General features: G+C 74.5%; 9 protein-coding genes. 8 read left to right on the plus strand and 1 reads right to left on the minus strand.

What is annotated here, in order from left to right; all coding sequences use genetic code 11:
- Positions 1-122: 122 nt before the first annotated feature.
- A complete protein-coding gene (gene smc / locus IF01_RS0130030; protein WP_051756494.1) occupies positions 123-3,734 on the plus strand; it encodes a chromosome segregation protein SMC in 3,612 nt (1,203 codons plus the stop codon).
- 110 nt (positions 3,735-3,844) lie between these two features.
- On the plus strand, positions 3,845-5,038 hold the full coding sequence (gene ftsY, locus IF01_RS0130035; protein ID WP_030396726.1) for a signal recognition particle-docking protein FtsY: 1,194 nt from the start codon (positions 3,845-3,847) through the stop codon (positions 5,036-5,038).
- 160 nt (positions 5,039-5,198) lie between these two features.
- On the opposite strand, the gene IF01_RS0130040 is transcribed toward ftsY, so the two are convergent.
- Positions 5,199-5,870 carry a bifunctional DNA primase/polymerase gene (locus IF01_RS0130040; RefSeq protein ID WP_030396727.1) on the minus strand — a complete coding sequence of 224 codons (672 nt, stop codon included), beginning with the start codon at positions 5,868-5,870 and terminating at the stop codon, positions 5,199-5,201.
- A gap of 576 nt (positions 5,871-6,446) precedes the next feature.
- On the opposite strand from IF01_RS0130040, the gene nsdA reads away from it, so the two are divergent.
- The 6 genes from nsdA (at position 6,447) to IF01_RS0130070 (ending at position 14,989) form a co-directional block, all read left to right on the plus strand.
- Positions 6,447-7,901 carry a transcriptional repressor NsdA gene (gene nsdA / locus IF01_RS0130045; RefSeq protein WP_030396728.1) on the plus strand — a complete coding sequence of 485 codons (1,455 nt, stop codon included), beginning with the start codon at positions 6,447-6,449 and terminating at the stop codon, positions 7,899-7,901.
- Positions 7,902-8,297: 396 nt separating this feature from the next.
- Entirely contained in the window at positions 8,298-9,662 is a 1,365-nt protein-coding gene (locus IF01_RS0130050; protein ID WP_037781668.1) for an ammonium transporter, read from the plus strand.
- On the plus strand, positions 9,659-9,997 hold the full coding sequence (locus IF01_RS0130055; protein WP_030396730.1) for a P-II family nitrogen regulator: 339 nt from the start codon (positions 9,659-9,661) through the stop codon (positions 9,995-9,997). Before IF01_RS0130050 ends, IF01_RS0130055 begins: the two co-directional genes overlap by 4 nt.
- Before the next feature lie 149 nt (positions 9,998-10,146).
- Positions 10,147-12,624 carry a [protein-PII] uridylyltransferase gene (locus IF01_RS0130060; protein WP_030396731.1) on the plus strand — a complete coding sequence of 826 codons (2,478 nt, stop codon included), beginning with the start codon at positions 10,147-10,149 and terminating at the stop codon, positions 12,622-12,624.
- A 122-nt stretch (positions 12,625-12,746) separates the two neighbouring features.
- The gene (ffh, locus tag IF01_RS0130065) at positions 12,747-14,312 is read left to right on the plus strand and encodes a signal recognition particle protein (RefSeq protein WP_030396732.1); all 1,566 of its coding nucleotides are present in this window, start codon (positions 12,747-12,749) and stop codon (positions 14,310-14,312) included.
- 137 nt (positions 14,313-14,449) lie between these two features.
- The gene (locus IF01_RS0130070) at positions 14,450-14,989 is read left to right on the plus strand and encodes a GNAT family N-acetyltransferase (protein ID WP_037781671.1); all 540 of its coding nucleotides are present in this window, start codon (positions 14,450-14,452) and stop codon (positions 14,987-14,989) included.
- Positions 14,990-15,070 lie beyond the last annotated feature (81 nt).

Below are 15,070 nucleotides of genomic sequence, written 5' to 3' on the forward strand. Positions count from 1 at the left end.
CCCGTGTGGCGTCCCTTCGTCGTGTCCGGCCGCGATCGCCGCAGGTCCCGGTGGGGGAGGCGGATACAGTCGCCGCAGGGCCCCGGCCAGGGTCCGCGAGCGAGGGGCGAGGAGAGCGGCGCGTGCACCTGAAGAGTCTGACGCTGCGCGGGTTCAAGTCCTTCGCCTCCGCCACCACCCTGCGCTTCGAGCCCGGCATCACCTGCGTGGTCGGGCCGAACGGCTCCGGCAAGTCCAACGTCGTCGACGCGCTCTCCTGGGTGATGGGCGAGCAGGGCGCCAAGTCGCTGCGCGGCGGCAAGATGGAGGACGTCATCTTCGCCGGCACCAGCGGGCGCGCCCCGCTCGGCCGGGCCGAGGTCAGCCTCACCATCGACAACACCGACGGCGCCCTGCCGATCGAGTACGCCGAAGTGACCATCACCCGGACGATGTTCCGCAACGGCGGCAGCGAGTACGCGCTCAACGGCGACACCTGCCGGCTGCTGGACATCCAGGAACTGCTCTCCGACTCCGGCATCGGCCGCGAGATGCACGTCATCGTCGGGCAGGGCCGGCTCGACTCCGTCCTCCAGGCCGACCCGATGGGCCGGCGCGCCTTCATCGAGGAGGCGGCCGGCGTCCTCAAGCACCGCAAGCGCAAGGAGAAGGCGCTGCGGAAGCTCGACGCCATGCAGGTCAACCTCAACCGGGTCCAGGACCTGGTGGCCGAACTCCGGCGCCAGCTCGGCCCGCTCGGCCGACAGGCCCGGATCGCCCGCCGGGCCGCCGGGATCCAGGCCGACCTGCGCGACGCCCGGCTGCGACTGCTCGCCGACGACCTGCTCGGCCTGCGCCGGGCCGTCGAGGCGGAGATCGCCGACGAACTGGCCCTGCGGCTGCGCCGCTCCACCGTCGAGCAGGAACTCGGCCGGGCGATCCAGCGCGAGGCCGTGCTGGAGGCACAGGTCCAGCAGCTCGGCCCCGGCCTGGAGGCGGCCCGGCAGACCTGGTACCGGCTCTCCGCCCTCGCCGAACGCACCCGCGGCACCGTCGGACTGGCCGGGGCGAAGGCCCGGCACGCGGCCGCCGACGGGCAGTCCGAGGAGCGGCGCGGCCGGGACCCGGAGGAGCTGGAGCGCGAGGCCGAACGGGTCAGGGAGGAGGAGGCCGCGCTGGCCGAGGCCCTGGAACAGGCCCAGGAGGCGCTGGACGAGGCGGTCGACACCAAGGCCGAGCTGGAACGCGCCCTCGTCGCCGAGGAACGCCGGCTCAAGGACGCCGCCCGGGCCATCGCCGACCGCCGCGAGGGCCTGGCCCGGCTCCAGGGCCAGGCCGCCGCCGCCCGGTCCAAGGCCGCCGCCGCCGAGGCCGAGATCGGCCGGCTCGCCGAGGCCCGGGACGAGGCGCTGCAACGTGCCGGGGCCGCCCGCGAGGAGTACGAGGAACTGAAGGCCAGGGTCGACGCCGAGACCGAGGACGGCGAACGGGCCGACACCGCGCACGAGGACGCCGGGGAACTGCTCGCCGCCGTCGAGCGGGAGCTCGCCGCGGCCCGCGAGGCGGCCGCCGTCGCCGAGCGCGAGCGGGCCGCGCTGACCGCCCGGCACGACGCGCTGGCGCTCGGCCTGCGCCGCAAGGACGGCAGCGGCGCGCTGCTCGCCGCCGGGGACCGGCTCGGCGGACTGCTCGGGTCGGCCGCCGGACTGCTGAGGATCACCCCCGGCCACGAGACCGCCGTCGCGGCCGCGCTCGGCGCCGCCGCCGACGCGGTGGCCGTCGACTCGCCCGGCGCTGCCGCCGGGGCGCTGCGGCTGCTGCGCGAGCAGGACGCCGGCCGGGCCGCGCTGCTGGTCGCCGGCGCCCCGCGGCCCGAGGCCCCGGCGGGGGAGCTGCCGCCGGGCGCCCGCTGGGCCGTGGACCTGGTCGACGGGCCGCCCGAACTGCTGCCCGCCGTCGGCCTCCTGCTGGCCGGGACCGTCGTGGTGGACACGCTCGACCGGGCGCTCCGGCTGGTCGCCGAGCACCCCGGGCTGAGCGCCGTCACCGCCGAGGGCGACCGGCTCGGCGCCGCCTTCGCCCACGGTGGATCCGGCGCCGCGCCCAGTCTGCTGGAGACCCGGGCGGCGGTGGACGAGGCCGCCCGGAGCATCGCCGAACTCGACGTCCGCTGCGCCGAGTCGGCCGAACGGCTGGCCGAACTCACCGAACGGCGACGGGAGTCGGCCGCCGCCGTGGAGCAACTCGCCGTCCGGCGGCGGCAGCTGGAACGCCGGCGGGCCGAAGTGGCGGGCACCCTCGGCCGGCTCGGCGGACAGTCCAGGGCCGCCGCAGGCGAGGCCGAACGGCTGACCGCCGCGGCCGACCGCGCCGAGGAGGGCCTGGACCGGCTGCTCATCACCGCCGAGGAGCTGGCCGAACGACTGGCGGTGGCCGAGGAGACGGCCGCCGACGGGGAGGACGAGCCGGACGCCGCCGAGCAGCAGCGGCTGGCCGGGGCCGCCACCTCGGCCCGGGCGACCGAACTCGAGGCCCGGCTCGCGGTGCGTACCCACGAGGAGCGGGTCCGCGCCCTGGCCGGGCGGGCCGATCAGCTGGACCGGGCCGCCCGCGCCGAGCGCGAGGCACGCGCCCGGGCCGCCGAACGCCGCCGACGGGCCGAGCAGGACGCCGCCGTGGCCGTCGCGGTCGCCGAGGGCGCCCGGCAGCTGCTCGCCTGCCTGGAGGTGTCGCTGGCCCGGGCGGACGCCGAACGGGCCGCGATCGAGCAGGCCAGGGCGGCGCGCGAGGCGGAGCTCCGGGAGCACCGCGAGCACGGCCGCGAACTCAAGGACGAGCTGGACAAGTTGGTCGACGCCGGGCACCGCGACGAGGTGCTGCGGGCGGAGAAGCGGCTGCGGATCGAGCAGTTGGAGAGCCGCGCGCTGGAGGAGTTCGGCATCGAGGGCGGCGAACTGCTGGACTCCTATGGGCCCGACCGACCGGTCCCGCCCTCCACCCCGGAGGAGGGGCAGGAGCCGGGCGAGCCCCGTCCGTACGTCCGGGCCGAGCAGGAGAAGCGGCTGCGCGCGGCCGAGCGGGCGTACCAGCAGCTGGGCAAGGTCAACCCGCTGGCACTGGAGGAGTTCTCCGCCCTGGAGGAGCGCCACCGGTTCCTCGGCGAGCAGCTCGACGATCTCAAGCGCGGTCGGCGCGACCTGCTCGACATCGTCAAGGACGTCGACCAGCGGGTCGAGCAGCTGTTCACCGCCGCCTTCCACGACACCGCCGCGCAGTTCGAGGGCGTGTTCTCCCGGCTGTTCCCGGGCGGCGAGGGACGGCTGGTGCTGACCGACCCCGACTCCATGCTCACCACCGGGGTCGAGGTGGAGGCCCGCCCGCCCGGGAAGAAGGTCAAGCGGCTCTCGCTGCTCTCCGGCGGGGAGCGCTCGCTCACCGCGGTGGCGCTGCTGGTCTCGATCTTCAAGGCCAGGCCCAGCCCGTTCTACGTGATGGACGAGGTCGAGGCGGCGCTGGACGAGACCAACCTGCGCCGGCTGATCGGGATCATGGAGGAGCTGCGGGAGAGTTCCCAGCTCATCGTGATCACCCACCAGAAGCTGACCATGGAGTCCGCCGACGCGCTGTACGGGGTGACCATGAAGGGCGACGGCATCTCGCAGGTGATCAGCCAGCGGCTGCGGGAGGAGCGGAAGGAGCGGCGGACCCGGCCCGCGCCCGCTCCGGCGGCGGAGCCGGCGGCCGTCCCGTCCTGAGCCGGCGGTGACCGGGCGGCGGCCCGACCGCGGTCCGTTCCCGATCCGTTTCCGATCCGGTCCTCCGCCTGCGGTCCGCGCGGACCGGCGTCACGGATACTGGTGGAGTTATGGAATACGTGATTCTTGCCGTAGTCATCGCGGTGGTCGCCGTCGGCGCGATCGCCGGACTCGTCGTTTCCGGCAGACGACGCCAGCAGCTGCCCCCGAAGTCGCAGGCGCCGGTCATCACGGCGCCCCCGACCCCGCGCGAGCCCGCCGTCGGCGAGGAGGCCGCGCCGCCCACCGAGGAACCGCGCCGCACCGTCGAGGAGGTGCAGCTCCCCGAGGCCGAGGTCGTTCCCGAGGCCGTCGAGGAAGCCCCCTCCGTCGAGATCCCCGAGCCCACCGCCGGCCGCCTGGTCCGGCTGCGCTCGCGGCTCTCCCGTTCGCAGAACTCGCTGGGCAAGGGGCTGCTCTCGCTGCTCTCCCGCGAGCACCTCGACGAGGACACCTGGGAGGAGATCGAGGACACCCTGCTGACCGCCGACGTCGGCGTGGCCCCCACCCAGGAGCTGGTCGAGCGGCTGCGCACCCGGGTCAAGGTGCTCGGCACCCGCACCCCGGACGAGCTGCGCGCCCTGCTGCGGGAGGAACTGGTCGAGCTGATCGGCAAGGACGCCGACCGCGTCGTCCGCTCCACCAAGCACGAGGAGGGCCCCGCGGTCGTCCTCGTGGTCGGCGTCAACGGCGTCGGCAAGACCACCACCACCGGCAAGCTGGCCCGGGTGCTGGTCGCCGACGGCCGCAGCGTGGTGCTCGGCGCGGCCGACACCTTCCGTGCCGCCGCCGCCGACCAGCTGCAGACCTGGGGCGAGCGCGTCGGCGCCCGCACGGTGCGCGGCCCCGAGGGCGGCGACCCGGCCTCGGTCGCCTTCGACGCGGTCAAGGAGGGCATCGCCGAGGGCGTGGACACCGTGCTGGTGGACACCGCCGGGCGACTGCACACCAAGACCGGCCTGATGGACGAGCTGGGCAAGGTCAAGCGGGTCGTCGAGAAGCACGGCCCGGTCGACGAGGTGCTGCTGGTGCTGGACGCCACCACCGGTCAGAACGGGCTGGTCCAGGCCCGGGTCTTCGCCGAGGTGGTCGACATCACCGGCATCGTGCTGACCAAGCTGGACGGCACCGCCAAGGGCGGCATCGTGATCGCGGTCCAGCGGGAGCTGGGCGTGCCGGTCAAGCTGATCGGTCTGGGCGAGGGTGCCGACGACCTGGCGCCGTTCGAGCCGGGTGCGTTCGTGGACGCGCTGATCGGGGACTGAGGACCGCCGGTCCACCGATGAAGGGTCCGCTCCCGGAAGGGGCGGGCCCTTCGGCGTTCCCGGACCGGGGCGGTGGGCCCGCCCCTTACGGGAGCGGACCCGGTCGGGCCGGGGGCGACTCCCGCCCCTTCGGCTCGGAGGCGAGCGGGCGAAAAGACAGCTAGGCGATCCAGGCCGGTTCCGGGGTGCGCTCCCGGCCGCGGTGGCAGGCGTAGGCGAGGGTGCCCAGCAGCAGCCGGGCCTCGGGCGGGCAGCCCGCGTTGTCCCGGGTCGGCCGGCGCAGCCAGCGGACCGGGCCGAGGCCGGCCAGCACGGTGGGCGGCGCGGCGACGAAGCTGCCCTCGCCGTGGCAGGCGAGGTCGAGCGCGGCGTCGTCCCAGCCCATCCGGTAGAGCAGGTCCGGCAGCCGCCGCGCGGTACCGGCCGCGACCAGGAACTGCAGCCGCCCGGTGGGCGCGGCGAGCACCGGCCCGACCTGGGTGCCCATCCGCTCCAGCCGGACCAGCGCCTGGAGGCCGGCCTGCTCGGGGACGTCCAGGACGTCGAAGGCGCGGCCGGTGGGGAACAGCACCGAGGCGTCCGGGCCGGGGCCGGCGTCCGGGCCGGCTCCGGGGACGGGGTGCAGACCGGGGGCGGCGCAGCGCGGGGTGCCGCAGTGGCAGCGCTCCGGGGTGCCGGCGGCGCGGGCCGGCTCGCCGACGACGACGGCCCAGCCCCACCGGCCGGTGTACTCCGCGGCCGCCTGGCTCGTGGTGACGCGGGTGCGACGGCGCGCGCCCAGCGGTGCCAGCCGCAGGCTCCCCAGTCGAAGTTCGCCGAACAGGTTGTCCATGCCTCCCCCAACAGGTTCTGGTTGCCGATGGTTACGGGACGGTGACTTTGTGTTGATTGTCCGTTGCGTGGTGCGTTGTGCGGTGACGGCGCGCAGCGCCCGGTGTGCGCCAGTTGCGGTGATGTGCCTCGGGCGCCGCCTTGTGGCGGGCGGTACGGATGCCGGATCGTCTTGTGCGCGGGGCTGCCGGTGATCGGTGCGGGTGGCGAAATCCCCTGCGGCGGCGGCGGTTCGCCCGAAGGGCCGGATATTTGTGGGGACTTGGCGGCCCGCATATGCCGGACCGTCGGGACCTCCTAGTGAACCGTCTGTCGACAGCCTTCGGTTCACTCCTGGGGGTGGCGAAAGGTGGCGTTTCGCCAGGGCCGCTCCCCGGGGCAGTACGCGGGGCGTTACGTTCAGCACACGGACCTCGTCAGGGGACCGCTCCGGGCCCTGGGGAGCCGGGAGTTGGGGAACTGACGGTTCGTCTGCGACGGCAGCGCCGCAGTTCGGCAACGGCACGGCTGGCAAGAGCCCGCAACCGTCGGGCGGTCACGATCGGGGCCCCGCGGGGGCCGGGCGGGATGGGGACCCATGGCAGAGAAGCAACCCAACGAGAAGCTGACCACGTGGTTCGCCCGCAGCGGCTGGTCCAAGGGGGAGTTGGCCCGCCAGGTCAACCGCCGGGCCAGGCAGATCGGTGCCCACCACGTCTCCACCGACACCTCGCGGGTGCGCCGCTGGCTGGACGGCGAGCAGCCGAGGGAACCCATCCCCAAGATCATGTCGGAGTTGTTCTCCGAGCGGTTCGGCTCGGTGGTCTCGATCGAGGACCTCGGCCTGCGCGCCGCCGTTCCGGTCTCCACCGTGGGCGGCGGCGTCGACCTGCCGTGGAGCGCCCCGCAGACCGTCCAGTTGATCAGTGACTACTCCCGCAGCGACCTCATGCTCAACCGGCGCGGCTTCCTGGGCACCTCGCTCGCCCTGACCGCCGGCGCCGCCCTGATCGAGCCGATGCAGCGCTGGCTGGCCCCCGGTCCGAACGGCGCCCCCACGCCGATCCTGGCCGCGGCCAACGGCGGCGAGCCGTTCACCGGCCGGCTGTCCGAGCCCGAGCTGGAACTGCTGGAGCAGACCACAGTCATGTTCCGCCAGTGGGACGCGCAGAACGGCGGCGGGCTGCGCCGCAAGGCCGTGGTCGGCCAGCTCCACGAGGTCACCGACCTGCTCCAGGAGACCTACCCGGAGCAGACCACCCGGCGGCTGTTCCGGCTCACCGCCGAGCTCGCCCACCTGGCGGGCTGGATGTCCTACGACGTCGGCATGCACCCGAGCGCGCAGAAGTACTACGTGCTGGCGCTGCACGCCGCCAAGGAGGCCGGGGACCGCCCCTTCGGCGCCCTGATCCTCACCGACATGAGCCGGCAGATGATCCACCTCAACCGGGGCGAGGACGCGCTGGAGCTGATCCACCTCGCCCAGTACGGCAGCCGGGACACCGCGACCCCGCGCCAGCAGTCCCTGCTGTACGCGATGGAGGCGCGCGCCTACGCCACCATCGGCGAGGTGAACCGGTGCGCCCGGGCGGTCCGGTTGGCCGAGGACACCTTCACCGACATCCGCGAGGGCGACGCCGACCCGGACTGGCTGAAGTTCTTCTCGCCGGCCGAGCTGAACGCCGAGAACGCGCACTCCTTCCGCGACCTCGCCTACCACTCCGACAACGGGGCGCTCTACGCCTCGATGTCCGCGCCGGTGATGGAGCGCGCGGTCGACCTGTTCCGGCAGGACGGCGACCACGTCCGCTCGTACGCCTTCAACCTGGTCGGCATGGCCAGCGTGCACCTGCTCCAGAACGAGCCGGAGCAGGCGGCGGTCTTCGCCGAGCAGGCGGTGGACATCGCCACCAAGGTCCGCTCCGAGCGGCTCAACTCCCGGGTGCGCAAGACCACCGAGGCCGCCTCGTCCCGCTACCGGGGCGTGGACGCGGTCAGCCGGCTCAAGGAGCGGGTGGTGCAGGACATCCCGGAGTACGTCTCGGTGGTCTGAGCCGGCCCCGATCCCGACCTCGATACCGACCTCTGCCCCGATCCGGGCCTGACCCCGCTCCGATCCGGCCACGACCCGCCGACCGTGCCGTCCGCCGACGGCACGGTCGGTGTCGTTCGGTGCCGTTCGGTGTCGGCCCGTGCCGCTCGGCGCCGTCCCGTTCCGTGGCGCCCCGGGCACACCCCGTGCGGAGCGGCCGTACGGTAACCCCTCCGGCCCCGTGACACGGCCGGGGTTCACGCGCGTGTAACCCCGCCGTCGCCCTCGTCACGGCGGTGAAACAACCGGCAGCATCGGCCGAAACCGGCCTTCGGCACGCTCCTCCTCATCGCCGACGCCCCGGTGCACGGGACAGGAACCCGGGTGCGGATCGGCTTCCAGTCAGGAGGTACGCCGATGCCGGACGGCTTCAGCGCGGGTGACACCGCCTTCGTACTCGTCAGTGCGGCCCTGGTCATGGTGATGACCCCGGGGCTGGCCTTCTTCTACGGGGGGATGGTCCGGGCCAAGAGCACACTGAACATGCTGGCGATGAGCTTCCTCTCGCTGGGCATCGTCAGTGTGCTGTGGGTCCTCTACGGCTACTCGCTCAGCTTCGGGCCCGACGCCGGCGCCGGTCTGATCGGGAACCTGGACTTCCTGGGGATGCAGGGAATCGGCCTCAACGACCTCGCCGGGACGATCCCGGTGACGGCCTTCTCCGCCTTCCAGCTGATGTTCGCCATCATCACCCCGGCCCTGATCAGCGGGGCGATCGCGGACCGCGCCAAGTTCACCGCCTGGGGCCTGTTCGTGGCGCTCTGGGTCACCGTGGTCTACTTCCCGGTCGCGCACTGGGTGTTCTTCTTCGACGGCGGCAACGGCGGCTGGCTCGGCGACCGCAACGGCGTGATCGACTTCGCCGGCGGGACGGCCGTCCACATCAACGCCGGTGTCGCGGGCCTGGCGCTGTGCCTGGTGCTCGGCCGACGGATCGGCTTCCGCAAGGACCCGATGCGCCCGCACTCGCTGCCACTGGTGATGCTCGGCTCCGGGCTGCTGTGGTTCGGCTGGTTCGGCTTCAACGCCGGCTCGGCGCTGGCCGCCAACGGCGTCGCGGCGATGGCCCTGATCAACACCCAGGTCGCCACCGGCGCCGCGCTGATCGGCTGGCTGATCTACGAGAAGCTGCGGCACGGCGCCTTCACCACCCTGGGCGCCGCCTCCGGCGCGGTGGCCGGCCTGGTGGCCATCACCCCGGCCTGCGGCTCGGTCTCCCCGCTCGGCGCGGTGGCGATCGGCCTGGTCGCCGGAGCCGCCTGCGCGGCCGCGATCAGTCTCAAGTACCGCTTCGGCTTCGACGACTCGCTCGACGTGGTCGGCGTGCACGCGGTCGGCGGGGCGATCGGCTCGCTGCTGGTCGGCCTGTTCGCCACCGGGACGGTCGGCCAGACCGCCAAGGGGCTCTTCTACGGCGGCGGGTTCGAGCAGTTGGGCAAGCAGGCGATGGGCGTGGCGGTCGTCGCCGTCTACTCCTTCGTGCTCTCCTGGCTGCTGGCCAAGGCGATCGACCGGACGATCGGGTTCCGGGTCGCCGAGGAGGTCGAGGTGGCCGGTATCGACCAGGCCGAGCACGCCGAGTCCGCGTACGACTTCAGCGCCCTCGGCTCGGGCCTGGGCCGGTCCTCGGCCGCCCCGGCGCCCGCGACCGCCGCACCCGCCGCCACCGCCGTCGCCGCCGTGGCGAAGAGCACCGAGAAGACCGAGGTGGACGCCCGATGAAGCTCATCACCGCCGTCATCAAGCCCCACCGCCTGGACGAGGTGAAGGCCGCCCTGCAGTCCTTCGGCGTGCACGGCCTGACCGTCTCCGAGGCGAGCGGCTACGGCCGCCAGCGCGGCCACACCGAGGTCTACCGCGGTGCGGAGTACACCGTGGACCTGGTGCCCAAGGTCAGAGTCGAGGTCCTGGCCGAGGACGAGGACGCCGACCAGCTGATCGACGTCCTGGTCGAGGCGGCCAGGACCGGGAAGATCGGCGACGGCAAGGTGTGGACCGTCCCGGTCGACACCGCCGTCCGGGTCCGCACCGGCGAACGCGGCCCCGACGCCCTCTAGGCCCCCAGGCCCTCCAGGCCCTCCGGCGCCCCACTCGGCAGTCCCTCCCGCGGGCCTGCGACCCCCCACGGTCGCAGGTCCGCCGACGGCGTTCCGGCGCCGGAACGACCGACCCGCACGACCCGCACGACCACGGACGGGGACTTCACATGACTTCCCACACCGACGACTCCCGCCCGGGCCCGGCCGGACCGGCCGATCCCGCCGCCGCCAGGGCCCGGCTGCTCACCGCCCCCGGGCCCGGCGGCCGGGCCCGGCGCGCCGAGCTGTCCGCGCGCACCGACGACTGGCTGGCCGCCCTGTTCGCCTCGGCCGGCGCCCCCGCCGGGGTCGCCGTGGTCGCGGTCGGCGGCTACGGGCGCGGCGAGCTCTCCCCGCGCAGCGACCTCGACGTGCTGCTGCTGCACGAGGGCCGGCTGGACCAGGCCCTGCCCGAGCGGCTCTGGTACCCGGTCTGGGACTCCGGCGCCGCCCTGGACCACTCCGTCCGCACCCCGGCCGAGGCTCGGGCGGTGGCGGCCGCCGACCTCAAGGCGCAGCTCGGTCTGCTGGACGCCCGGCACGTGGCGGGCGACCCGGCGCTGACCGCCGCGCTGCGCTCCACCGTGCTCGCCGACTGGCGGGAGGGCGCGGTGCGGCGGCTGCCGGAGCTGCGCGAGCTGGGCCGGGAGCGGGCCGATCGGCACGGCGAGCTGTCGTTCCTGCTGGAGCCCGACCTCAAGGAGGCCAGGGGCGGTCTGCGGGACGTGGTCGCGCTGGACGCGATCGCCGCGAGCTGGCTGGCCGACGCGCCAAGGGAGGGACTGGACGCGGCCGCGCTCCGGCTGGCCGACGTCCGCGACGCGCTCCACCTGGTCACCGGCCGGGCCACCGAACGGCTCGCCCTGCAGGACCAGGACCAGGTCGCCGAGCGGCTCGGGGTGCTGGACGCGGACACCCTGCTGCGGCAGGTCTACGAGGCGGCCAGGACGGTCGCCTATGCCGCGGACGTCACCTGGCGGGCGGTGGACCGGGTGCTGGCCGCCCGTTCGGGCCGGGGCCGGCGTCCGCTCCGCCGCGGCTTCCCGTTCGCCGGTCCGTTCGGCGGCGCGTCCGGTGCGGCCGGACGCGGCGCGGGCGCGGTGGCCCGGGGCGCGGTGGAGCGCCGGCCGCTCGCCGAGGGCGTCGTCGAGATGGACGGCGAGGCGGTGCTCGCCCAGGGCGCCCGCCCGGCGGCGGACCCGGTGCTGCCGCTGCGCGCCGCGGCGGCGGCCGCGCAGAACGGGCTCACCGTCTCCCACGCGACCGTGCGCCGGCTGGCCGCCGAGTGCCGTCCGCTGCCGGTGCCCTGGCCGGACGAGGCGCGCGAGCAACTGGTCACCCTGCTCGGCGCCGGCGAGGCCTGTCTGCCGGTCTGGGAGGCGCTGGAGGCGGAGGGGCTGATCACCCGGCTGCTGCCGGACTGGGAGCGGGTCCGCTGCCGGCCGCAGCGCAACGCGGTGCACCGCTGGACGGTGGACCGGCACCTGGTGGAGACCGCGGTGCGGGCCGCCGCGATGACCCGCCGGGTGGCGCGGCCGGACCTGCTGCTGGTCGCCGCGCTGCTGCACGACCTCGGCAAGGGCTGGCCCGGCGACCACAGCGAGGCGGGCGAGGTGATCGTCCGCGACGTGGCCGCCCGGATGGGCTTCGACCCGGAGTCGGTGGAGACCCTGGCGGTGCTGGTCCGCCACCACCTGACCCTGGTGGACACCGCGACCCGGCGCGACCCGGACGACCCGGCCACCGTCGAGGCGGTCACCAAGGTGGTCACCACGCTGCCCCGGCTGGAACTGCTGCGGGCGCTGACCGAGGCGGACGCGCTGGCCACCGGCCCGGCCGCGTGGAGCGGCTGGCGGGCCTCGCTGGTGGACGGCCTGGCGGCGCGGGCAGCCGCCCGGCTGGCCGGGGACGCCGCCTCGGGCCCGGAGCCGGCCGCCGCGCCGACCGCCGAGCAGGAGCGGCTGGCGGTGGAGGCGGCCAGGACCGGCGAACCGGCGCTCTCCCTGCTGGCCCAGGCCGAGGCGGACACGGCCGGTACCGAGCCGATGGGCGTGCGGCTGCTGCTGGCCGTCCCGGACCGGCCGGGGCTGCTCGGCACCGTCGCCGGGGTGCTGGCCCTGCACCGGCTGGCGGTCCGCTCGGCGGGGCTGCGGGAGCTGGACCCGATCGGGGCGGGGCCGGTGCTGCTGCTGTCCTGGACGGTGGCGGCGGAGTTCGGCGAGCTGCCGGAGGCGGCGCGGCTGCGGGCCGACCTGCGCCGGGCGCTGGACGGCTCGCTGGACGTCGCGCGCCGGCTGGCCGAGCGGGACGCGGCGGCCCCGCGCCGGCGGGGGATCCCGACCCCGCCGCCGGTGGTGGCGGTGGCGCCCCCGGTCGCCTCGGCCACCGCCACGGTGCTGGAGGTGCGCGCCCACGACGCCCCCGGGCTGCTGCACCGGATCGGCCGGGCTCTGGACGGCGCGGGGGTACGGGTGCGGACGGCGCACGTCTCCACCCTGGGCGCGGACGTCGTCGACGCCTTCTACCTGACCGACGCGGCGGGCCGTCCGCTCTCCGCCGAGCGGGCCGGGGAGGTGGCGGCGGCGGTGCGCGAGGCCCTGGGCTGAGCGGCTCCTCCGGGGCCGCCGGAGTTCCCCCGAACCCGGGTGGAGACCGTCCGCGGACCGGCCGGATACCCTTGGGGGCGACGACCGTACTCAGACCGATGCCGTAGAGGACCCGCGACGACGTGTTCGACACCCTTTCCGATCGCCTCGCAGCGACGTTCAAGAACCTCCGGGGCAAGGGCCGCCTGAGCGAGGCGGACATCGACGCCACCACCCGCGAGATCCGCATCGCGCTGCTGGAGGCGGATGTCGCGCTGCCGGTCGTCCGGGCCTTCATCAAGCGGGTGAAGGAGCGCGCGCTCGGCTCCGAGGTCTCCGGTGCGCTGAACCCGGCGCAGCAGATCATCAAGATCGTCAACGAGGAGCTCGTCGCCATTCTCGGCGGCGAGACCCGCCGGGTGCGGTTCGCCAAGAGCGGCCCGACGGTGATCATGCTCGCGGGCCTCCAGGGTGCCGGCAAGACCACCCTCGCGGGCAAGCTCGGCCACTGGCTGAAGAAGCAGAAGCACACCCCGCTGCTGGTCGCCTGCGACCTCCAGCGCCCCAACGCCGTCAACCAGCTGCAGGTCGTCGCCGAGCGCGCCGACGTCGCGTTCTACGGACCGCAGCCGGGCAACGGCGTCGGCGACCCGGTCCAGGTGGCCCGGGACTCGATCGAGTACGCCAAGCAGAAGCAGTACGACGTCGTCATCGTCGACACCGCCGGCCGCCTCGGCATCGACGCCGAGCTGATGCAGCAGGCCGCCGACATCCGGGCCGCGGTGAACCCGGACGAGGTCCTGTTCGTCGTCGACGCGATGATCGGCCAGGACGCGGTCACCACCGCGCAGGCCTTCCTCGACGGTGTCGACTTCACCGGCGTGGTGCTCTCCAAGCTCGACGGCGACGCCCGCGGCGGTGCCGCGCTCTCGGTCGCGCACGTCACCGGCCGCCAGATCATGTTCGCCTCCAACGGCGAGAAGGTCGACGACTTCGACGCCTTCCACCCGGACCGGATGGCCTCGCGCATCCTGGGCATGGGTGACGTCCTCTCGCTGATCGAGAAGGCCGAGCAGACCTTCTCGCAGGCCGAGGCCGAGAAGATCGCCGCCAAGCTGCGCGGCGGCCCGAAGGCCTTCACGCTGGACGACTTCCTGTCGCAGCTGGAGCAGGTCCAGAAGATGGGCTCGATCTCCAAGCTGCTGGGGATGCTGCCCGGGATGGGTCAGATCCGCGACCAGATCAACAACATCGACGACAAGGACGTCAACCGCGTCGGCGCCATCATCAAGTCGATGACCCCGGCCGAGCGGGCCGAGCCCGAGCTGATCAACGGCTCGCGCCGGGCCCGTATCGCCAAGGGTTCGGGCGTCCAGGTCGGCGAGGTGAAGAACCTGGTCGAGCGGTTCTTCGACGCCCGCAAGATGATGTCGGCGATGGCCTCGGGCAAGGGCGTCCCCGGTATGCCGGGCATCCCCGGCATGGGCGGCGGCGGCAAGAAGAGCACCAAGAAGGCCCCGGCCGCCAAGGGCAAGCGCAAGAGCGGCAACCCGCTGAAGCGGGCGCAGGAGGAGGCCGCGGCCGCCGAGCGCCGCGCGCTCGGCCCCGGTGCCGACCAGGCCCCCGCCCAGGGCGGCGCGTTCGGCCTCGGCGCGGGCAAGGGCCCGGCCGACTTCGAGCTGCCCAAGGAGTTCAAGGACCTGCTGTAGTCCGGCCCGGTCCTGCCACGGTCCTCCGACCCGGTTTCCCGCCGCCCGCGGGTCCCGGGGCGAACGGCCCTCCGTCCCGGTCTGCCCGGGGTGGAGGGCCGTTCGCATGCCCGATGGTCATCCGAGATGATGGTCCGATGCGAGTATCGATCAGGGCCCCGCGGGCCGGGGACGAGGTGGCGTACGCCGAGGCGGTCCGGCGGTCCGCCGAGCACATCGGCCGGTGGAACCCGGTCGAGCCGGACGCGCTGCCGGACCTGCTGGAACGCCAGGGGCCGGGTCTGCGGACCTTCCTGATCGTCGACCTGGAGACCGGCGGACTGGTCGGCAAGGTCAATGTCGCCAACATCGTGATGGGCCGCTTCTGCAACGGCTCGCTGGGCTACGACTCGTTCCTGCCGTTCGCCGGCACCGGGCGGATGACCGAGGGGCTGCGGCTGGTGCTGGACACCTGCTTCGCCGGGCACCCGGAGGGCGGTCTCGGGCTGCACCGGCTGGAGATCAACGTCCAGCCGGACAACGGGCGGTCGATCGCGCTCGCCAAGCGGCTGGGCTTCCGGCACGAGGGGTTCACGCCGCGGATGCTGTTCCTCCAGGGGGCCTGGCGGGACCACGAGCGGTTCGCGCTGACCTCGGAGGAGTGGCCCGGGTCGGCCGCGGTGGACGAGCGGGGCTGACGGCGGGGCGGTCGGCCGGGCGTCGGGGAGCGGCCCAGGAGTGCTCCGGGGGCGGTCGGGGAGCGGTCGGGGAGCGGCCGG

The sequence above is a fragment of the Kitasatospora purpeofusca genome (assembly GCF_000718025.1).
Classification (GTDB): Bacteria; Actinomycetota; Actinomycetes; order Streptomycetales; family Streptomycetaceae; genus Kitasatospora; species Kitasatospora purpeofusca.

Excerpts from the sequence above, each read along its gene's own strand:
- ftsY (WP_030396726.1), top strand. The coding sequence starts at position 3,845 with ATGGAATACGTGATTCTTGCCGTAGTCATCGCGGTGGTCGCCGTCGGC.
- IF01_RS0130040 (WP_030396727.1), bottom strand. The coding sequence starts at position 5,870 with ATGGACAACCTGTTCGGCGAACTTCGACTGGGGAGCCTGCGGCTGGCA.
- nsdA (WP_030396728.1), top strand. The coding sequence starts at position 6,447 with ATGGCAGAGAAGCAACCCAACGAGAAGCTGACCACGTGGTTCGCCCGC.
- IF01_RS0130050 (WP_037781668.1), top strand. The coding sequence starts at position 8,298 with ATGCCGGACGGCTTCAGCGCGGGTGACACCGCCTTCGTACTCGTCAGT.
- IF01_RS0130055 (WP_030396730.1), top strand. The coding sequence starts at position 9,659 with ATGAAGCTCATCACCGCCGTCATCAAGCCCCACCGCCTGGACGAGGTG.
- IF01_RS0130060 (WP_030396731.1), top strand. The coding sequence starts at position 10,147 with ATGACTTCCCACACCGACGACTCCCGCCCGGGCCCGGCCGGACCGGCC.
- IF01_RS0130070 (WP_037781671.1), top strand. The coding sequence starts at position 14,450 with ATGCGAGTATCGATCAGGGCCCCGCGGGCCGGGGACGAGGTGGCGTAC.